The 21,617-nt window shown below is 48.2% G+C and carries 15 protein-coding genes; 4 read left to right on the top strand and 11 right to left on the bottom strand.

Annotated elements, in window-relative coordinates; genetic code table 11:
• Positions 1 to 703 precede the first annotated feature (703 nt).
• The 3 genes from LUQ43_RS05250 to LUQ43_RS05240 all read right to left on the bottom strand — a co-directional run bounded on the left by LUQ43_RS05250 (position 704) and on the right by LUQ43_RS05240 (position 6,732).
• Entirely contained in the window at positions 704 to 2,797 is a 2,094-nt protein-coding gene (locus tag LUQ43_RS05250; protein ID WP_299964731.1) for a DEAD/DEAH box helicase, read from the bottom strand.
• 74 nt (positions 2,798 to 2,871) lie between these two features.
• Positions 2,872 to 4,218 (bottom strand): ATP-binding protein, encoded by a 1,347-nt coding sequence (locus tag LUQ43_RS05245; protein WP_299964729.1) that lies wholly within the window; start codon positions 4,216 to 4,218, stop codon positions 2,872 to 2,874.
• Between the two features lie 27 nt (positions 4,219 to 4,245).
• A complete protein-coding gene (locus LUQ43_RS05240) occupies positions 4,246 to 6,732 on the bottom strand; it encodes a TerB N-terminal domain-containing protein (RefSeq protein WP_299964727.1) in 2,487 nt (828 codons plus the stop codon).
• Between the two features lie 1,401 nt (positions 6,733 to 8,133).
• Here LUQ43_RS05240 and LUQ43_RS05235 point away from each other — a divergent pair.
• Positions 8,134 to 8,694: a YIP1 family protein gene (locus LUQ43_RS05235; RefSeq protein ID WP_299964725.1), complete on the top strand. Its 561-nt coding sequence runs from the start codon at positions 8,134 to 8,136 to the stop codon at positions 8,692 to 8,694.
• Positions 8,695 to 9,129: 435 nt separating this feature from the next.
• Here LUQ43_RS05235 and LUQ43_RS05230 read toward each other — a convergent pair whose 3' ends face one another.
• The gene (locus tag LUQ43_RS05230; protein WP_299964723.1) at positions 9,130 to 10,140 is read right to left on the bottom strand and encodes a BMP family ABC transporter substrate-binding protein; all 1,011 of its coding nucleotides are present in this window, start codon (positions 10,138 to 10,140) and stop codon (positions 9,130 to 9,132) included.
• 302 nt (positions 10,141 to 10,442) lie between these two features.
• Between LUQ43_RS05230 and LUQ43_RS05225 the strand changes: the two genes are divergently transcribed.
• Together LUQ43_RS05225 and LUQ43_RS05220 are read left to right on the top strand one after the other, a co-directional pair.
• Entirely contained in the window at positions 10,443 to 10,715 is a 273-nt protein-coding gene (locus tag LUQ43_RS05225; protein ID WP_299964721.1) for a hypothetical protein, read from the top strand.
• 92 nt (positions 10,716 to 10,807) lie between these two features.
• On the top strand, positions 10,808 to 10,975 hold the full coding sequence (locus LUQ43_RS05220) for a hypothetical protein (protein ID WP_299964719.1): 168 nt from the start codon (positions 10,808 to 10,810) through the stop codon (positions 10,973 to 10,975).
• 28 nt (positions 10,976 to 11,003) lie between these two features.
• Here LUQ43_RS05220 and LUQ43_RS05215 read toward each other — a convergent pair whose 3' ends face one another.
• From LUQ43_RS05215 to LUQ43_RS05205, 3 genes are all read right to left on the bottom strand, one after another.
• Positions 11,004 to 12,707, bottom strand: a complete 1,704-nt coding sequence (locus LUQ43_RS05215) for a histidine kinase N-terminal 7TM domain-containing protein (protein ID WP_299964717.1) — start codon at positions 12,705 to 12,707, stop codon at positions 11,004 to 11,006.
• A 134-nt stretch (positions 12,708 to 12,841) separates the two neighbouring features.
• Complete coding sequence (locus tag LUQ43_RS05210) at positions 12,842 to 13,294, bottom strand: DUF5814 domain-containing protein (protein ID WP_299964716.1); 453 nt, start codon at positions 13,292 to 13,294, stop codon at positions 12,842 to 12,844.
• Positions 13,291 to 13,926, bottom strand: coding sequence for a DUF2150 family protein (locus LUQ43_RS05205; protein WP_299964714.1), 636 nt, complete (start codon positions 13,924 to 13,926; stop codon positions 13,291 to 13,293). Before LUQ43_RS05205 ends, LUQ43_RS05210 begins: the two co-directional genes overlap by 4 nt.
• A 153-nt stretch (positions 13,927 to 14,079) precedes the next feature.
• Here LUQ43_RS05205 and thiI point away from each other — a divergent pair, with 153 nt between their 5' ends.
• Positions 14,080 to 15,306, top strand: coding sequence for a tRNA uracil 4-sulfurtransferase ThiI (gene thiI, locus LUQ43_RS05200; protein ID WP_299964712.1), 1,227 nt, complete (start codon positions 14,080 to 14,082; stop codon positions 15,304 to 15,306).
• A gap of 56 nt (positions 15,307 to 15,362) precedes the next feature.
• Here the strand turns inward: thiI and pap are convergent, their stop codons facing one another.
• The 4 genes from pap to LUQ43_RS05180 all read right to left on the bottom strand — a co-directional run bounded on the left by pap (position 15,363) and on the right by LUQ43_RS05180 (position 21,315).
• Positions 15,363 to 16,841, bottom strand: a complete 1,479-nt coding sequence (gene pap / locus LUQ43_RS05195; protein ID WP_299964710.1) for a polyphosphate:AMP phosphotransferase — start codon at positions 16,839 to 16,841, stop codon at positions 15,363 to 15,365.
• A gap of 285 nt (positions 16,842 to 17,126) precedes the next feature.
• Positions 17,127 to 18,311: a hypothetical protein gene (locus tag LUQ43_RS05190; RefSeq protein WP_299964708.1), complete on the bottom strand. Its 1,185-nt coding sequence runs from the start codon at positions 18,309 to 18,311 to the stop codon at positions 17,127 to 17,129.
• A 625-nt stretch (positions 18,312 to 18,936) separates the two neighbouring features.
• Entirely contained in the window at positions 18,937 to 19,866 is a 930-nt protein-coding gene (locus LUQ43_RS05185) for a HEPN domain-containing protein (protein ID WP_299964707.1), read from the bottom strand.
• Between the two features lie 1,002 nt (positions 19,867 to 20,868).
• Entirely contained in the window at positions 20,869 to 21,315 is a 447-nt protein-coding gene (locus tag LUQ43_RS05180) for a hypothetical protein (protein ID WP_299964705.1), read from the bottom strand.
• Positions 21,316 to 21,617: the final 302 nt, after the last annotated feature.

The raw sequence follows: 21,617 nt of genomic DNA, 5'->3' as shown, positions 1-21,617 counted from the left end.
ATTTTTTCACGTCCCGAAGCCTGTCTGAAAAAAGGGGGCGCTGGACGCCCGCTATTTTGCAGGTTCAATTCGGCCATAATAACCTCATTTTTAAAAAATAATGCATTTCCACCGACTTTTCCAGGTGCGTGGACATCATTTCCCGTGCAGGTAAAATATCGAATCGCCGGATTGGCAAACGGAGCCCTGTACGCAGAGATCCGGGTAGTACTCCGGAATACCCTGATCTCCTGGTGGAGGAAGCGCACTGCCTCCGGCCGGATTCCCCCCGGTATCGTGGTGGAGATCCGAACTTATGCACACGAGCCGTGACGGGTCGTTACAGGTTTCATACCTGTCGCAGGTCATGTGAGCCGCATCTCAAACGAGACGGCCGCTCCCCCGGGATCCCCGGCGTTCAGGCTCGTGCCCGGCATATGCGTTCAGCCTTCCATGAATGTAACGGACCAGCGCAGGATGCCGGTGCGGCCCTGCCCGGTCCAGATGTTTACGTTCGCGGCGGTCGGCGTGATGTCGGGGCCGGAGATCCGGCAGCTGAGGCCGCACTGTTCGGAGGGTTCGTCTTGGGAGGGGGCATTTTCTCTTTTAGTATTTTGCCGGGGGTGGAATATGTGTTATGGAGACTGCTGTGTTGATGAAACTATTCTCGGAAATACATTGTATTTACCTACATTCCTGTAATGTGTGGACAATATAATCGTAATCAAGGAAGGGAAATCTCAGTATCAATATATTTTCTTGCATACTCCGCAATCTGTAGATTCTCCGGTACAAACTGATCGTATTTTTCACGTGTCCTGCCCTGAAACTTTTCAGCAATCTCTTCCGGAGATGGACACGAAGCAAGCATCTCTTTGTATTTTTCCAGAATCTGGGATGGCGAGACGCCCTTGAATTTTAATGCGATCTCTTCATCCTCGACATGCAGTTTGGCAAACTCTTTTCCTAATGTGAAGAGTGTCCGGTGTTTTGCCGACCCCATCCAGGTAAACCAGTATGTGAAAGGCCCATCGACAACAAATGGATTCTCCGCAAGCCCGGCTTCTCGGGCTGCATGCTGTGCTTCTTTGAGCATGACCTGCGCCTGAAGATTGAGATATGCGGGAACGTAATCAGAGATCACGATCTCGTGCATCTTCTTCCGGATACGGTGATGAATATCCGCACCGCCCCCGCCAAAATATTTTGGCACTTTACCTCCTTTTGAAGGCTCGACAAGAATTTCACATCGCTTGAAATCAATCTCAAGGATTTCCCAGCGACGCCCCGCAAGAATCAGGAACTGGCGAGTCTCAAGATCCGGGGCAGACTGGATGCTCCCAATCTTTCCTCCCTTATGCACGACACTGAACTCTTTCGGTGTTGTGAATGCCGAATAAAATTCAAAATTATTGACAATTTTTTCACCTTCAAGACCAAGAATCAGGACATCTCTCTCGTCCTGTTCGATCAGGTCAACGGCTCCCATATTCCGTAAAATCCGGAGGAAATCTTCTAGCTGAACATTCTGGAACGCTCCGTCTTTTACGAGCGTATCAAAGAGATCCTTTGCAGTTGATCCACCGTGCTCTTTGATGACACTGAGAACCTGTTGGATCAATGTTGAAAAATGGAAATATCCAATATGAGGCGGCTCATTCCATTTCTCGATCATCATCTCTGACATCGCAACCGCCCGGAGCAGTTCTGGATGTAAACGTTCAACAATAGAATCCTCTTTAGATTCTTTCTCAATGATGAACATGATAAGAATGGATGTCTCTCCTTCTTTACGTCCGCTTCTGCCGAGGCGTTGGGTAAGTGAATTTACCGACCATGGAGCTCCAATCTGACCGATGCAGGAAACATTCCCGACATCGATTCCCATCTCAAGAGTACTCGAACAGAATGTTGCCGTCGGCCGGTTCGATTTCAGAGCATCTTCGGTATCTTCACGTTCGCTCTTTGAGAGTGAGCCATGATGAATCCGAAAACAATCCGGCAGGCCCTTTCGTTCGAGATATTTTCTCGTACTGTCCGTATAGAATTCAAGGAGTTCCCGACTATTTACAAAAATCAGAGCGGTTTTCCCATAGAAATACCGGGCAATATCTACGATCACCGGTGACGCGGTCAGGTCCTCTTTCTTTTGTTCGTCTTTGGATGGATTTTCAAGAACATAACCCCGGACGAGATACTGAAAATCTTTCTTTTCGTTTTTGTCTTCAATAACCCTGATAGACTCAGGGCTACGAGGCAGCATCCATTTTTTTACCAGTTCCGGATCACCAAAGGTTGCAGAGAGGCCGATGAGCCGGAGACCTTTCGGACTTTTGTGGATTACCCGGGACAACAAACTTTTCAGGTGTGCTACCCGCTCGGAACCGATGAACGAGTGCATCTCATCAATAACAATGAACGAGAGCGAACCAAAAAGTTTGGAGAGCTGATTGGGATGATTGATAAACAAAGACTCGATTGATTCCGGCGTGATGAGGAGAACTCCGGATGGATTTTTCAAAAATTTCGCCTTCCCGCTGCTTCCAACATCCCCATGCCATTTGAAGACTGGAATTTCTGCCAGTTCGCATAACTTTTCAAGACGCTGGAATTGATCGTTGACAAGAGCTTTCAGGGGACCGACATATATTGCTGAAACTCCGGCTCCTTTCTTCTCGACAATCAGTGAGAGGATCGGAAGGAATGCAGCTTCTGTTTTACCGGAAGCAGTTTTTGCTGAAATGATCAGGTTATGATCGGTTATGTACAATGCCCTGATTGCATCCGTCTGAATCGGCCTGAGTTCCGACCATTCCATCTTGTACAGTTTTTCCTGAATTGTTGGATGCAGGTATGAAAAAGCAGTTTTTTCCATGAGGTGTTCCGGAAAAATTATAATTTGAAGGATACCAGCTCATCAGCCGGTTTTGATACGATTGTTTTTTTCGGAATATTTTCTTCCGAGTTTTCACAGGGTTCTAAATTGTCCTGAGATTTCTCGATTGAAGTATTACTCAACAAGACCTCCCACGAGGTCCCGGGATTTTGTTCGAGAATTGAAAGCATGCGGACATAACTCCTGACAATATCTCTGGGGGTCAGGAAGAATTCTGCCCCCAGTGTTTTCTGACAGTGCTGGAGAAAACTTTCGATGCCTTTGTCTGGCATAAGATATTTTGCCGGATCCTCATAAGCAAAGACATTCCTGATGTTGTAAAGCAGGACATAGGTGTCTTCCTTTGACAGGTTCTCTAGTTCGATAACCGGTCCGCTGAAATCTTTCAATCCTGCCACATTGAAATCATCTCTTGTGACGAGTCGGCTGGCAAGGGCCCCATAGCTGACAAGACCTCTCCGCTGGTCCTTGAGGCATTCATCAGTCCCGGCGAAAATAAATCCTATTCCAGATACGCCACCCTGGTTGCAATCATTGATGATATGGAGGATTGTTTCATAGTTCGAGTTGCGAGCCTGGACATTATTAAGGCGATGAGACAGTACTGCCAACTCGTCAAGGTTGACAAGGAGCCCGGAATACCCGGCCATCTTCACAAACCGACCCCACAATTTCAGGTAATCATAGATATTGCCATCTTCAATGATCGTCCTGACGCCGAGATCCTGCCGGGCTTCGGTCTTGGTAGAATATTCTCCCGAGAGCCAGCGGATTGCTGAAGCCATGAGAGCATCGTCACCTTTCTGGTATCCTTCAAAATACTTACCGAGAACGGTTGCAAAATCATACCCGCTGACAAATTCCTGAAGGCATTTCAATTCTTGAGGGATCTGTTGAAGGATTTCATCAGTACTCTTTCCCTCCTTCCTGAGACGCTGATCAAGATCAGAAATCCATCGTTCGATAAGCCCAGACAGGGCACCGCCCTCCGGTTTTGCCCTTACTGCAAAATTGTGGACTAATTCCGTATAGAGTGCACGTGCATGATTATCCGATGAATATAGCCGTCTCTCAAGACTGATATCTGCTTGGGCCACGACAAATTTTTTTTCAAGGGCTACTATCCGACAGAGGTTTAAGAAGAAACTCTTACCCGAACCATAACGCCCGATGATGAAGCGGATCGTCGCCCCATCATTCTGAATTTTTTCCAGGTCAGATAAAATTGCGTTGACCTCGTTTTTCCTTCCGACTTGGATATGCTCAAGGCCAATCCTTGGAACAACCCCCGTACTCAGGGACTGGATAATCGCGTCCCGTTCTCTTTGTTTAAGTTTTCCCATGATCCGCTTCACTCACCGACAATTAATTCACTTCTTGTAATTGACTATGATACGGCTTTCGCTTTCTTCCAGCAGGAAATCGCCCAGTTCCTCATCGGCCCATGTATTAATGTCGTCGAATGCGGCTCTCGGCATCAGGTTATGTTTTCTGGCGAGACCGGTAAAGTCGTCCTGGCTCAACTCGTTCGATTTCATAATATCGTGTAACATCGAGAGATATTTTATATCCAGCATAGGAATGGTCTCTGACGGGAATGGAAGATCTAACTCCTTGAGCCTGCCATCAATCGGTATCGAAGCATCCGGGATTTTGACTTCCGGTTCCATGTTCTGGATTATCTCTTCCTGTTCCTGCTCAAAAACGGAAGCAAGAATATTCTGGACCGCCCGGGTATCCTCCATTGTTTGTTTTAATTTTTCCCGGTTTATGGTGAATTCCGGCGTAATCTCTCGTGGCGGAATTATTTCTCCACTTCGTATCCCTTCGGATTTGAGTACGGTTACAGGTTTTTCAGGAGTCTGTCCGATAAGGAGTTTTTTGATTAGTTCCTCAGAAACAGTCGGATTAATTTCGAGTGCTTTGAAAACCGTTTTCAGTGCTTTTTGTTCTTCCTTTACGAATTTATTATCAAGAAGAACAATATCTCCGAGGAAGTTAGCGAGAGCAATTTTTTGATCCGGACTCAGGTATTTACTCAAACGTTTACCAATTTTTGAGAGGGCTGGCGGCGAAATTTCCAGAACTTTTTGAAGTCCTTTGAGGCATGTGATCTCTGAAGGGTTCAATGAGAATTGTTCAGAAACAAAATTATGAAGATATTTTTCTTCAGTTTCAGTTACCGTTTCATCAGACGCCGCGATCCCATGTGCCATTTCAAAAATTAAAGCTGCACTCTGGAAATTTTCTGAAACTGATTTCTCTCTCTCTTCGATGGGGATAAGTGCAACCGTATCGTCCCACTTATATGATGTACCGGAAATGGTTTGATCCGGCACGAGAGCCCATCCAAAATCACTTGCCGTCGAGGTTACCGTTTTACTCTGACTTGATGTAAGCACATTCCTTTTCTCAATCCCGATAAGGTGAGCGATATCAGAAACCTGAAGGATAATTGATCCATCAACGGGTGGTCTGGATGAGATAAAATTGCGCCATAATTCCAATTCCGGATGGGAAATGTCGTCTTTTAACGCATCAGGAAGAAGACTGTAAACTTCTCTTGTTATCGATCCATCTGTTTTATTCAACTTATTTACAACGGGTTTAAGTTCATCAATGCAATCAATCCAGATTTTTTTCAGGGTTTGAAATGGTGGTGAACTGAGACTTGGGATAGGTAATGATAACGGTTCTATAAAATTCGAGCCTTGGGAGTAACCCCCGTACTGTAAAAGTGATGGACTGGCCGGCCGGTAATTTAAAGGGAATTGTTCAAATTCGGAAATAAATTGTATTCCGTCAGGGAAATTTTGTTGGAATTTCTTTCGGAATAATTGCGTCAATAAGTCAGGGGATTTTTTTGTAATATTGGTTTTTTGGAATTCGGGAGAATTTTTTGAAAGTGAATAGCATAATTTCCATTGAAGTGACCGATTATTCGACCAAAACCAGGAGATAAGAATTTTCGTTGATCTCTCATCAAGGTTATCGAGAGAGGGAAAATATCTCCTGATATCCTCGTCGTTCATTCCTTTGAGTTGAGAGCCAATTATATACGCTTTAAATTGATTCAGGTATGAGTTGAATGAATTCGATGTTGGATACTTCAGTAAGAGACGATTGACCTCATCTAAAATTATATCAAAGTCTTTCTTTTCAATAATTGCCCGTCTCTCAAGACCATAAAAAAAGATAAACGCATATCCAATTTCATCCAGGTCATTATTTCTTCCCTGCGAGAGCCACGAGAGATATTTCCATCTCTGGGCAGGAGTTAGTCCGGAATATTGTGGCCAATACGGTAATGAAGGTACATTTGTATTTTCAGGTTTTTCGACCTTCAACGATGTTGCAATACATGAAGCATCTGGATAATTGTTATTTGACCAGTACATTAGTGGATTGTGAATGGTAAATCTCTGAACACTGATCGACTGACCATTTCCAACCCATGTCATACCTGATGTTGCATAACTTGGAACCGAAACAGGTGGATCGTAGATAGAATGTCCATGAACCGTAATCGACTGATATTGATCATCTGGTTCATCGGTTTTAGAAATATTTTGAGAACCGGGGACTTGATCCACAATTTGAATATTGCTGTAATCTTCTTCGGAAATGATTTTAGTTGAAGATTTTTCTGTACTCGTTGAGTCTTTGTGTTGTGAAGACGACTCACTCTTCTTTCCAAATAAACCTAGGACAGAATCAATAAACCCTGCCATAACAAATTCTCCATTAGTATTGAACCTATAAAATTTATTTGAAAATAATTTCCGGTAATAAAAAATTTCACGGTGTGATAATATTTTAAAATCAAAACAGGTTTTTCCCTCTTCCGGCACGTCCACCAGCCAGTTTTCCGGGCGATCGGCCGCTGTAACCCTGCCAGACTCTGTCTCTGGTCTCTGACGTAAAAATGACCTAAAATTGAGCTAACCCTGTCTCTTTTTTGAGGAACTATGTCTCCCGGGCGGGTTGGGGGTGAGTTCGGCAGGAATTCTCCGACGGAGAGCGAGAGATCCCGGATCACATCTCCCAGAATAGGATCACGACCACACTCTTCCCATCGGCAACCCCTATTTCTCCGTCGTAGATCCCCTACACCTCTCCAAATCAGCCATGGCACCCCCTCCATCCGCAGATCACCTTCCAAAACCTCATGGAACCCGCGACCCTTCCTTTTCGGCCGCTATAATGTGGCTAAATATGCCCTCTGATCCACCGACGTAAAAACGAGTGAACTGCGGGATTCATTTCCCCATTTTCCGGAATTATTCCCTCGGGTTCCGGAAAAGGGATACATCCGGGGCCGTAGCAGGGCCGGATTCGATTACGGGAATGCAGGTCTCTCATGGTGATCATGGCATGTCGGATAATGACGATCGGCGACGTAAACTCCAGCCCATATCCCAAACCCTGCGGCAGCAACCTATCCTCAAAAGAAACAGGTTCTAAACAGGCCGGTTTTTCTCCATGGAAAAACGCCCGTTTTCCTATCGGGCGCAGTGCAGGGATTTTCCCTGACACTTCCCGCAAAATACCTCAAAACAGGCCGGTCGGGTTACCTCCAAAAGAGGCGATCCGGGCCTGCTGCGGGCCCGGATGGGTGGGGGAGGGGGTGCAGGCCCCTTAAGGAGAGCGTGGCAAAGCAGTAACCAGTGGAGATTCATCCGGTTCAGACACGGGAGTTTTTCCTGACCTGACACTGAATTGAAAGAGAGCAATCGATCGAATCCGTTCTCCGGAATTTTTTAAAAATTTCCCAAAAAAATTTCGCAATCTATCCGCAATAGACTGGAAAAAAATTTCTGAAAAAACCTGATACTGTACAAGAATTTTAAAAAATACCCGCCACGTGAAAAATCCTCCCCGAATTTACCGGTATGATTTGTAAAAAAAAATTTATCCGTCCGTGTTTTCCGTAACCATTTTCACAAAATTTCCGCTGGATGAGATTGCAGGTTCACCCGGAAAAATCATTGCAGGACACGGTTCAGACCGGCCGGATACCCTCCAGCACCACCAGTTCCTCCCTGTTTCCCGGTAACATCTGCAACCGAGGGGATCAAACCGTCCGGCATCAAACGTGTCGGGAGGTTTTCCTAGCCCCCTACGCATCCGTAACCGGTGTTGGAACATTCTCCCTCCTTTTCTTCCACCTTCCCAGCGTTTAAATATCCATCAATGTAAAAAATACAACAACTACTCATTCGTGAGGATTTTTTATGATTGATATGTTGCTTACCAAAATGAAAGGATTCCTCCTGAATCCCGTTGAGACATTCCGGCAATCAAAAACCGAGGATCTGACAACAGTATTTTCCTATTTTGGCGTGCTCCTCCTGATCGATGCAATCCTGACCGCGGTGATCGCGGCATTCGGGATCGAGAACACGGAGATGTTTGCCGGACTGTCGCTCGGCGTGGCAGTTCCGATCCTGGTATTCTTCATGATGCTGATTGGCGGGTTTATCGTAACGTTCATCCTTGCCGCATGGATTCACCTCTGGGTGTACATTCTCGGCGGCAGAAAGGGCATTATGCAGACCGTAAATGCAGTTATTTATGGCAGCACGCCCCGCATGCTTCTTGGCTGGATCCCGTTCATCGGGATCATCTTCCTGCTCTGGTCTCTGGTCTTAAGCGTGCTTGGGATCCGCGAGCTTCAGGAACTCAGCACCGGTAAAGCAATCCTTGCGGTTGTCATTGCCGTCATCATCCCGCTGATCCTTCTCGTTCTCCTTGCAGCCTGGTTGTATTCATCCGTCATGACCGTGACGGCGGTCCCGGTTGTCCCGGCGTACAGTTGACCCGGTAACGGTTTCCTCCTTTTTTTCAGCATCGGTTTTGGGTTCTTTACAGAGCATTGCCGGCCCGGGGTTCCTGATGCCACCGCTCACGGTGTACCCATGCGACCCCCCCTCCCTCAAAAAGTCCGCATATACCTAAAATTACGACGTGAAAATTACCCCTTTTCACTCAAAAACCGGAAAGGGCAAAGGGGGGTCGCGTGGGTACAAAAATATTTTTATTGCCCGGACCTCCCGTCCGGAACCGGATAATTACGAGAGTAAATCGTCGGGCATCCCCGGATCCGGACCGGAGAACTGTACCCACGCGACCCCCCATTGAAGATAATTGCATCACGATCACCGGGCCTCATGGCCATGGTGCCCGGTTCAGCACCACGTAAAAAAAACGAATATTCAAAAAAGGATGGGAGATCGGGAGATCCGGAATTATCCCTACATCTGCAACAGACGGGAGGCAAGATAGTTCGCTTCTCCCTCCTCTGCTTTTTCTTCCCATGCACTGACGGTCTCATTGTAGAATGCAAATTTCGGGTTATACACAATGCCGGTTGCGCCGTCCCGGAGCCCGGTAATCTTTTCTCCCCCCGCAAACGACCCGTACAGATATTCCTCGATGCCGGTATACACGACCCGGTCCACCCGTTTTATTGCAGAGGCCAGCACGAAATCCGGGCCAAGCGGTGACTGGTCGGAGTCCGTACCGATAGCATACCTCCCGGGGGTGGTGTTTGCTGCTGCAAACATTCCAAGGTTGGAGGCCCCGGCACAGGCATAGATCACATCCGTCCCGTTGCGGTACATTGCCTCAGCAAGCCGGCCTGCCTGTTCCGGGTCCTTGAACCCATCCGGGGAATCCTGCTGCACATACGCGAAATCGACCGGGATCGAGGGATTGACCGCACGGGCACCGTCCGTGTAGCCCTGCCGGAACGCATCGAGCAGTTCCGTCTTCATCCCCATGATGACCCCGACCTTCCCGGTCTTTGTCGCCGATGCCGCGAGGACGCCGGCAAGGAAACTGTCTCCATAGGAAGTGATCTCATACGCCCTGACATTGCCCGAACCGATCCCCGACATGTCAATGGCAAGGAACCGGATATCCGGGTTGGCCTTTGCAAGCTGCTGCGTATAATTGGCGTACTGGAAACCAATCGTTATGATAAGACCGGGTCTTTCCGATACACTGGCATTTGCAAGAACCGCCGGAACGGTGTTGCTTTCGGCAAGCGTGAACTCCCTCGGGGTAACGGCCAGGTCCTTCTGCGCTGCCAGGAGACCCTGGTATGCACTGTCGGTATACGACCGGTCGCCCTTCTCCGATGCATACACGATATAGACGGATGGATTCACCGTCTCGTGAGGCACCGTACCGGCAGCAACGATTGCCGCAAGGATAAGAACCGCTGCGCCAATGATACCAAAAACAAGGTATTTTCTGTCCATGGTCATTTTCCCGGAAGATGGGGGATTGTTATCCCATCAGGTCAATCATGCCCGGTCCCGGTGGAAAAAAAGCCGGAACCGTTTTCATGCAGACATATTGGTCCTGATTTCTCATAAGCATGCCGGGTTTTACAATCGCATATCAAAATGCGGTGATATGATAATACGCAACGATTCCGTATCGTTTCCAGGGTACGGTAATCCCGTCATCAGCCAGTAAGAGTACCTGCTGCCGGAGAATTCATTGACTAGGGAACAATCCCGCACAACCATTATTGCCCCCCGGTCCGTTATCTTTCCGCATGGCACCGGTAAAAAAGCGCAGGGTGAACCGCAGCAGACCGCTGGCAGACCTGCTGCCTGCATTACTGCAGACTGCAATTGAAGAGAGCAATGATTTCATCCTGGCATTCGAGACGGATCCGGACACCGGCCGGAGGAAGATCCATGTCATGAGCGGGAAGTTTGTCACGCCCTGCATGCTCCGGAAACTGATCGGGCAGGCCGAATCGCAGCGCGACGAGGGCTCCACGCGTATCAGCAGGAGATGGACAAAGAGAGAGAGCAGCGAATGAGTCCTGCTGCACAATCATACCAGCGATCCGGACTTGCACTTTCACCCCGCCCCATCCGCTGCTTAATACCCTGATCGTTCCGTTGTCTGATCATGGAATGCCAGTACACCAGCTGCCGCGTGACCTGCCACCGGTGCAGTCATGTATGGACCTATATGGGAATACGTCTCAACTCGCTCCAACGATCCCGGCGCCCGGTGAAGGTGCCGTGCCCCCGCTGTCATGCAAAGGTCACGATGGATACCCATGAGGCGATCTGAACGGGATACAGGAAAACTGCGATCCTTTTCAGGACCGGATCCGGTACTGCTCCCGAGGTACCTGGATCTCGAACCGGACACCCGTGCCAGGGATACCGGTCTCCGAACTGGAGAGGCCGGTGATCTCCAGGATCTCCTGTGCAAGGAAGAGACCGAGTCCCGTGTGCTTCCCGAACCCGCGCTCGAAGATCTTCTGTTTTGCTTCAACGGGCACGCCCACACCATTGTCTTCGTAGATGAGGGTGATGCCACCCGGTGAGTCCGTACTCCGTATGCTGATCATGGTCACGTGCTCTCCATGCCGGAACGAGTTGTCCACGAGATTGTAAAAGACGCGTTCGAGAAGCGGGTCGGCGAATATCTCAATATCCTGCTCCGGGGAGACAAACGTGATGCCCCGGACACCCATCAGGGGCACCAGATAGGAGAAGATCCGGTTGATATTCATCCATTGTGGCGCCTGCCCCCCCAGGCTCTCGTAATCGCGGGCAAACTCGATCTGGTGCTGGATGATACGTACCGCACTCTCCTGCCGGTCCAGCCATTCCTGTACCCCGGGATCTTTTGTCGTATCTTTTACACTGTCGATGGAAAGCAGCAGTACGGTTGCCTGGTTGAGGATATCGTGGCGGGTGATACCGGAGAGCAGTTCCAGTTTCTTCTTTGCCCGGAGCAGGCCGAGCTCGGCAACTTTCTGCTCCGTGATGTCGCGGATCAGGACCAGCCGGCCCCGGAGTTCAGAGCCTTGCGAGTACACCGGGATACAGCGGATCTCGAAGTACTGCTTTATGCCGCCGGTTTCACGTTCGAGCTCGTGCTGCTTATCGTCAACACCCCCCTCGCTGACAATGGTCTCCAGGAAGGGTGCTGAACAGGGAAGGGTCACCGCGATCGTCGTGCCGATGGCATCTCTCCGGGATCGGCCGGTGATGCGTTCAGCCTGGGCATTGAGGCTGACGATCCGGCCCTGGAGGTCAATTACCACGACACCGTCACGCATATTCTCGATGACCAGATCCTGGGCAACGGGGGTGATATCGAGCAGCTGGTACCGCATCATGCCAAAGAGGATAAGAAACCCGGCAATGGCAAATGCGAACGGCGAGGGATCGATAAAACCGGAAAAACCGAAGCGGAGAACAAACGCCAGGTTGAACAGGAACGGGATGAGCGTGGCGATGAGGATGATCGTCATCTGGTCGCGGTACATCGCGGTGCTCAGGGCAAACCGCTGGATGAGCAGGACAATGGCGGTACCGATCAGCAGGTACGAGTAGATGCTGTGCAGCCAGAACGCGGGGCCGTACGTGACTTCGTGAAACAGGAGACCGCCGTGCAGGATCTCAGTCACCGAGGTGTAATACAGGTGATGCCAGCTGTTGGTAGCGACCATAACAACCGTGAAGACCGGTATCACCATGAGCAGGGCAACGTTCGATCGCGTAATCCAGTGCTCCCGCCCGGTATATTCGAGGGTGAACAGCAGCCACCCGACAGGGATGATGACCATGCCGACATACTCGATGGAGATGGCCAGCATCTGGGTGGGGAGATCAGCGCTCGCAAGTTCAAGCGCGGTACAGAATGACCAGAGGCTTGTCGCAAGCATCAGGATCGTAAACGAGCGGGTGCAGATATGGGAACGGTTGAGCCACCCGGTGATCGCAAGGATTGAGAGGATCACCCCGCAGGTAATAAACGCGATGAAATACGGGGAGTATTGCCAGATCATGGATGGGTCACCCGGGGTGCTGCTGCAACCGGCCCGGTACAGTCACCGGCAGGATCCTTTTCCTGCGGCCTGTTATAGCGTACAACTCAGGAACTATATAGGACATCGCTGGTGCCACGGGGAATCCCCGGCCCTTATCGTTCGATAAGGTGGATGTGCTCGGCGGTCTTTTTTGCAAGGGCATCGCGGCCCTGGAGGCGTGCCACGTCCGACGTGGCTTCCAGCACATGGACGGTATCCTCCATAAATGAGAGGATATCTGCGGGAAAGACCTCGATGCCGTACTCGTCCAGGAGGTACGAGGCGATCTGCCGGTGATCGAGGCCGTTCTCGCGGAGCTCGATCACTTTCATGGCAAACTTCTTCTCCGGGCAGCCGCAGAGCGGGGAATCCCGGCAGGTGCAGCGCAGGAAATCATTGAAAAATGCGAGGATCTGGTCCCTGACCCCGAAGTCGAGGGAATCGTAATTGATATGCGAAGAGAGGGTCTCGAGCATGTTGCCCGAGAACGCCATTTCCGGAAGGCGATAGCCGGCGAGCCGCTCGAGTTTCTTTGCGTGACGGAACCGCGCCCGGTCAGCGATCAATCGTCGTCTCCTGTCGACTCATCGAAGTTCTTGAGCGAGGTCATTCCCTCGTTTATGCGCTCGCATTCGATGAGCCATTCGTCAAAGAGGGTCGGGTTCTCGAGATCGTCCTTGACATATTTCCCGCAGCAGGCTGCGCCGTCAATGACCGCAGCCCCGACATTGGACGCGGTCTCAAGTGCGGCTTCCATGTCCTCCTTGCCGATCTGGTCCTTGCCTTTCTTGACCAGGGTCTTGATATCCTTGTCAAATTCCCCGGACATGTATTTCCTCACGCCGGCAAAGAGCGCAAGTTTGGGCAGCTGCAGGATCCCGACCAGTTCCTCGAGTTCCGGGTTCTGGGGCGTTGCCATGACGATCGCCTCTACGGCGGCAAGTTTGTCCATGGCTTCATCGCGGGAGAACCGCTTGTTCTGGTAGAGCTTGACGATCTTCAGGACCTCGATCGTGATATCCACCGAGAACCCGTCAAGGATCCGGAACCCTTCGGGCATCTCCTCGCTCTTGGGATCTACTTCAAAACTCGATTCCGCAAGGGTTTTGAGCCAGTTGTCCCATCGCTCCTGGTTGTAAAAGATATAGAACAACTTGAGCGGCGCCTCTTCCTCTTTTTTTGTCGCCTTCTTCGCCATTTCAGTACACTATTCCCTCCCGTGATTAAATGATTTCGCTGTGCAGGCGGGAAAAAGGGTACCGGATACCCCCGCTCCCGGAAAATGACGGGCGCTTCCGGCCCAGGATACCACGAATGGTTATCACTCATGAATGGCAATAGTTCCGGGAGTATGGCAGCAGGAAATGCAGAGCCTGCCGGGACACGTCTCGTCATGGCGCGGTACGGGGAGCTCTTCTTAAAGAGCGAGCCGGTGAAACGCCATTTTATCGGTATGCTCCTGCGGAATATCCGTAAAGCCCTTGCTGCTGCCGGCCGTACCTGCAAGTACGAGACGCCCCGGGGAAGGATCCTGATCTATGGCGATGATCCGGAGCAGGTTGCAGCGATCGTCTCGCGGATCTTCGGCATCGTGGATGTCAGCATCTGTATCCGGACCACCGCAGATCTGGCAGCACTCAGTGAGGCGGGACTCTTCCTTGCATTACCCAACCTCTCTGCCGGCATGAGTTTTGCCGTCCGTGCCAAGCGCCAGTACAAGACCGGCCTCAACAGCCAGGAACTGGGGATGGAGGTCGGGTCGCACATCTACGACCATATCCCGGGACTTACGGTGGATCTCGATGAACCGGAGTACGAGGTCTTCGTCGAGGTCCGGGATTTCGGCGGACTTGTCTATGACAAGCGTATCCCGGGGCCGGGCGGGTTGCCCTGGGGCACGCAGGGCCGGGTCCTGGTTCTCCTCTCCGCAGGTATCGACTCTCCCGTTGCCTCGTGGCTTGCCATGAAACGGGGCTGCGAGATCACGCACCTGTATCTCGATGCCGGGCGCTGGGCCGGCACCGATGTGACTGCTGCTGCGATCGACAATCACCGGAAACTCTCGCTCTGGTGTTCCGGTAACCCGGCCTCGCTCGTGATTGCCAACAACGAACCGCTCTTTGACCGGATGAGCCAGCTCAAAGTTCCCCCGCGATACCGCTGCGTGATCTGCAAGCGGTTCATGCAGATGGTGGCGGGCCGGATGATGGCGCACGAGGGCGCCCTTGCCATTGTCACGGGTGAGAACCTCGGGCAGGTGGCATCGCAGACGCTCGCGAACCTCGGCGTCATTGCCGATGCGGCAACCGTCCCCATCCTTCGCCCGCTGATCACCTATGACAAGGAGGAGACGATCACGATCGCCCGGAGGATCGGTACCTTCGAGGCAAAACCGGGCGATCTTGCCTGCCGGGCAGTGCCGAAGATGCCGGCAACGGCAGCGGTGCTCGACGAGGTGAAAGAACTGGAGCAGCAGATGGGGATGGATGAACTTGTTGAAACTGCCTGCACCGGTCTCCGGTTCGTGACTGCCCTGGATGGCCGGATCATGGAAGACCGGACTGCTCCGCAATCCTGAAGGCAGCTTTTTTTCTCTAAGGATACCAAAAAAGTTTTCCGGAGAACATTTATTCGTCAGAGCAGGCGGTGAGCAGCCGCGATAATCGTCCTGAGCGCCTTGACCCGGGCAAACCACTTGTCATCTGATTCGACAACGGTCCAGGGTGCGATCTCCGTGCTGGTCCGGGCAAGCATCTCGTCAACTGCCTCATTGTACTGGTCCCATTTCTCGCGGTTCCGCCAGTCCTCTTCCGTGATTTTGTACACTTTTTTGGGATCGGATGCCCGTTCATTAAACCGTTTGAGCTGCTCCTCTTTGCTGATCTCCAGCCAGAACTTGACGATCCCGCCCCGGGAAGAGTACACGAACTCTTCTTCCATCTCGTTGATCTCCTGGTATGCCCGCTGCCAGTCGGGTTCGGGACAGATCTTCTCTACCCGCTCGACCAGCACGCGCCCGTACCAGCTCCGGTCGAAGATCGCGATATCCCCCCCGATCGGGAAATATTGTATGAACCTCCGCAGGTAGTGGAGTTCTTTCTCGTGTTCGGTTGGCGCGGCAACCGGGACAACGTAATAGCCAAGCGGGTTCATGAAGCGCGTGACCCGGGTGATGTTCCCCCCTTTTCCTGCGGCATCCCAGCCTTCGTACACGATGATCAGCGGGATCCTCCGCTTGAAGAGGAGATAGTGCAGTTCGAGCATCTCGACCTGGAGCTGGGAGAGCGTCTCCTGGAGTTCCTCTTTGGTCAGGACCTTGTCGGGATGGGAGTGGCGCTTCACCGGGCTCTTTTTCGGCTTTGCCATCTCCAGGGGTTTTTGCTTTCTTGTCTTCCCGTCTTCAGCGGCTTCGCACCGTTTCTCCAGGGTTTTTATGATGGTTGCATAGACTTTCAGGATCGCATACTTGCGGTCAGTGGCCTCGACAAGCGTCCAGGGAGCGTAAGGGGTGTCCGTCTTTTGGATAAAATCGTCAAAGACCGGGAGTGCGTCGTCATAATGATGGTGGAGGTTCCAGATCGATGGCGTCACCAGGCACGCGGTCAGCGGGTTTCCCTCCCTCCCTTCAAGCCGGCTCTTCTGCTCCGCTTTGGTGATGTGCAGGAAGAATTTCATGATGACCGTCCCGTCATCAGCCAGCTGCCGCTCGAAGGTGTTGATCTGACGTGCACGGCCTTTTAAGGATTTTTCCCAGCTGGGCTTATGGGACTCCTCGGCGATCACCCGGGTGTACCAGCTCCGAGCAAAGATCGTGATGCGCCCCCGGGGAGGTATCCGGAGCCAGAACCTCCAGAGGAACGGGTGTACCCGCTCCTCTTCCGTGGGCTTATCGGTTTTGTAGAGGGTATACCCCCGGGGGTCGAGTGCATGGACGATCTCGTGGACGGCCATCGTGATCCCGGACGCGTTCCAACCCTCGATCACGATCATGGTGGGGATCTTCTTCTCGCGGAGGGTACGCTGGAGGACACCGAGCCGGTCTTTGTACTCTTCGAGTGCGGCCTCGTATTTTGTTTCGTCTGTTGTCTTTGTGAGATCGAGTTTATCGAGCATCTGCGGTTCCCTGCGGGTGGAGGTGTTGTTTACGTGCTCCTAGGGCATGGGGGGTGATAAGGGTTTCCGGAGCGGGGACAGGTACGAAGTAATGTTGCGTGAGATGAGACTGTGGTTTGAATTTAAAACCACGCATTCATTATGTGGATTATGGGGACCTCGTAAATTTTGAACTATTCTAGTAATCTCACATGGTTCTGAAAAGTGACTTATCAAACGGCGTGTTTTTTAAATAATGGTTGTCCCATTCCAATTAAAAATTTGTTTCTCAACAAATGCGTGATATTATTGAATAGCTCTGGAGGTTAGATAGCCTACAATACCCAACGAAAATAGAAAAACCAGACATACAATCAAAGTTAAAATTCGTAATTCGGGAACTGGAAGGAGAATAAGTAGTATTTTTAAGACATAACCTAGAAATATCGAAATCGCAGAGAAAATTAACAATAATGGCCATGAAACATTCACCAAATTCAAGCAGTCTTCACTTTTTACAATAGTTATATTGCCAATTTGTGTGATTCCAACGTTATTTAGTGGCAATTCATTATTTTTGGATGTCCAAAAAATAGTATCTTTCATAATTTTTTTCTTCTGATTCTCTGTTGTTAAAACTAGGATAGAATCGATTTCTGAATCGTGTAAAAGAAATGCATCAGGTATTGAATCCCCTGTTTTAAATTGAATTATTGATACATTTCTCGGTAGTGAATTTAAAAAACCCAATATCGCAATTATGTAGATAAGTTGGAGATCAATGAAAATTATTGATAAAATATTAAATGATAATAATGCCCCGAAAAAAGGAACGAGAATCGTCAAAAAGAATATGTAAATAGATAGGCTTTGGAAATCTTTTGAAAAATTAATCCTTTCTAGGTAGAATGATAGTTTTACCAGATTTTCATAATTATCAAAATTTTTCGAGCGCAAATAGTAGACAATGATAATGTTGAGTAATGCCATCAATGCAATTGTGAATAAGAAAAAAACTTCAATGAATTGATCGTTTGATAGATCTTTAAACCATCCTTGAAAATAACCCCAAATAATTATACAATCATAAAAAAGGCTTGCAAAAAACGCATATGTAAAAAAATTCAACAATTTGGCATAATCCGTCGTTTGGTTTGAATCAAAAATATTTCGGTTTTTCACATATTCGAAAAAAGCACAATACACGATAATGCAACCAAATAAAAATGCAATGTCAGTAATACCCTTTGGATAAATCAGATTTCCGAGTATAGAATTCTGAAATGATGTTGAATTAATTAAGCTGTTCTGCGAATTGGATATTAAAATAGAGATATCATATCCTGTGAAAAATTCCTGAAGGTTTTCCGTTTTGAAAATCCAATAGACCCCAATCGCACTAGGAATAAATACGAATAAAAATGTAATAAAAAACGAGAGAAATTTCCACCAGATATGGAAAATGCAAAACCGATTGGACACTTTTTTCATATATTGCAGATATCCTGTTTGAAATCTAATAACCAATATTTCGAACAGTCCACGAATAATGTGAATAATCCTATTCGTTGGTTTACTCGGTAATAACGCTCCACAATAATCACAATATATCTCTTGGTTGGGGTTTGGACCTCCACAATTCATGCATTTTTTCATAGAATAAAATCTCTCACTTTGTTGAGAATGGTGATTGGCGTAACTTTAATTATTCGAAATGGATGCGATAGTTTTCTATTACGTTTAATTATCATTCAATTTTCTAATAGACCGATTTTTTATTTCTAGCGAGATAACTGCTATTTTTCCTATCGGAAGAACGAAAAGAAATCCCAAATCCGATAATACCATTTAACTTTGCATTTGCTATCCCCAGAAACTTCATAGGGAATTGAATACCGTTTAAGAACGGGATATTTTCTTTGAGCGATGTTCCATAATTTATGGCGAATTTTCTGCCTTACTTTATGTCCACGTGCTCCGTGTGTTATGTAAATTGCATGAGAAGTACTGACGATTATCCAATTTACTTTGTACCATCTTGCAGGATCATCTTTGACATAATTGACCACATGGGAAATATTCCGCATTGCGATTCCTGTGTGATTTACGCGATATTTCATTCTGATTCCTTGCAGACATTCATTTTTCCAAGATATTCCAGAAGATCATCCTTTGAAAGATCCAACCGGATAATTTTTTTCAAAGATTCTCTGATGTAATGTCGAAGAATTTTGACATCATCTGTTTCTCCAGCATAGTGAAAAACCGGTTTTCCTTCATGAACCAATTCTGATCGTTTATCATAGAGTCTGGTAATCTCATTGCGTATGTTTTGAATTTCATAATTTGAGTTCCCAAGTAATATTCCGACCTCATCAGAAAGTATTCTAGAAAAATTTCGATATTGTTTCGGTTTGAAAAGCACCTCAAGGGAAATCATCAATGACAAAAACGCATGGGAATCATTATCGATAAAATATGATACTTCATAGTTCTCATGTGCCAGAGTTATGTAATTGGGTGGTTTGGGAATCAGAGTTATTTCAATAAAATTTTGAGCTGATTGAATTTCCATATCATCGAGATGATAGATATTTTGTGATTGTGATGAAGATAGTCCTCGGGCAAACAGAACAATGGGTTCATCTTTATCAAAATAGTATACGATCCAGTAGGGAATGTGTACATTTCCCTCTTTGAATAATCGCAAAAGGCGAAGTGATTCTTCAACATTCTTTTCCACAAAATCATAAATGAACAAGTAAAAATTGTGATTGGTTTCGGGTTTTCCAGCCTCGTTTATCGGAAGGTCAAATTCAAATGATTTTTTTATTAAATACAATCTTTCGGACTGCAATACAGTATGACCGAATCGCCAGTAATTGTAAAAATTTTTGAGGGGAATCTTTTCGAGATTGGCAATAAATGAAATACCATCCATTTTGGTCATTGAGGCAAATTCGAAGCCCACATTCAGTTTTATTTTCAAAATAGATGCATCTACATTTGCTACCGGGGCAAAAAAATACAATTTTTGAACTGGCATTTCATTGAATACTGAACATTCAAGTATTTTAAAAAGGCCGAAATGATCCTGATTTGATTTTTACTATGTAGAAATCCTCTTTCGAAAAGATGGGGGCTGATGCCCCCATAACCCTGATGGATGATTGCCGCCGCCCCGAAGGGCGCCCCGTGGCGGCCTCAATTACTAGTCATCCAAGGAATCTGAAAATTTTTATTTTTTAAAGGGGAGGTTAATACGTTGTCATCGAATACGTGGGTGCCTCAATGGCGGAATGAAGTCTGAATAGTTCATCAGAACCATGAAGATAAGAAGAACCCATTACAGATCTTCGAAGCCCCGAGAGCCTCAAAAGTTGTTGAATGATCTCTACAGCCCAAAAAATTTCAACCGGACCCTGCCCAAAAAATTTTCATCACCACCTCAGCCCCTGCTCAAAATCCGCGAGCCGATCAACCAGACCTTGCTTGAAATTTTTTCAGCAGACCCTGCCTGAAAAATTTTGAGCAGACCTTGCATGCAAAAAGTTAACCAGATCTTTCTGACCGGAAAACCAGGTAGATTGGTCTCCGTCGTAAAAAAATCCGGTAATTCAACCAGACCTTGCTCAACATGCTTTCAACCAGACCCTGCTTGAAGTACTTTTGATCAGACCCTGCCCGGAAAATTTCAACCGGACCCTGCTCAAAAAATTTTCATCACCCCTTCAGCCCCTGCTCGATTTGCGCGAGCCGATCAACCGGACCTTGCGTAAATTTTTTTCAGCAGGGTCTGGCTGGAAAAATTTTCCGGGCCGGAATATTCTCTGCGGTTGGCAAGGTGCCCCTCAAAAAAGGGGAGCGGATTCGGGGGACCATCGAGAAAAGACTCACATTCGAACCGATCCAGCTGAAGAAGAAACCTGCATCGGGACGGATCAGTTCTCTCCGGGACGAGTCATGGATCTCTTCTTAGTGCCCCAATTATATCCTCCCAAGGCATTCTCGAATGGAGAGAATTTTCAGATGTTAATTATCAGACACACTAAACTCGTTGGGGTGTTGGTGCGATAGGGGGAACCGGTGGAGATCTGTTGTAACTCGACCGGTTTTCTGTCCTGTTCACGGAGAACGAAGAATTGGATAATCCGTTATTCATGGCCCTGTCGTCTATCGGCGTAGAAAGAGTCGTGATCCCGACGAGGGTGCGACTCAACATGCCGTACTCACTGCAGGTCACATGATAGAATTGATTGTGGTACTCGATGAGTGTGCCACGGTTGCATTCAAAGATTGTTTTTCCCTGACAGATCTTCTTTATAAAAGCATCATACCTGCTCACGTTTCCCTCGAACGAGTTCACATATCTCCAGCCACTGTACCAGACCCCCGGGTCATTGTTCACGCCATGCAGATAGCTCTCAAGTTCCGGGTACATCTGGAGATCTTCATACGTCACCCGGGTGCTGTTGATGTACTTGACTATCCGCACATCCGCTTCCTGGATGTCAAAACTTGAATCAGTTTTTAGCGGGACCGGAGGGGTCAGGTTCCCCGGTTTCGTACTATTTTCCAGTTGTGACTGAAAAACTGATCCGGGAATCAGGGAATATAGAATGATGCCGGCAACAATGAACAGGCCGATTAGAATTAAAATTGTGAAATTTTCTTTCAGTATTTTCATGTAACATCACTCAACAAGATTGATATCTGATTGATCTTTTTCATCTGATGAACATTATTGTTAAGATCGAATATCTTTTCGGATAGTATCCCTGCTTTGTAAAAAAAAAA

The sequence above is a fragment of the Methanoregula sp. genome (genome assembly GCF_028679125.1).
Taxonomy (GTDB): Archaea; Halobacteriota; Methanomicrobia; order Methanomicrobiales; family Methanospirillaceae; genus Methanoregula.
This window is presented reverse-complemented; position numbering and strand designations above follow the sequence as displayed.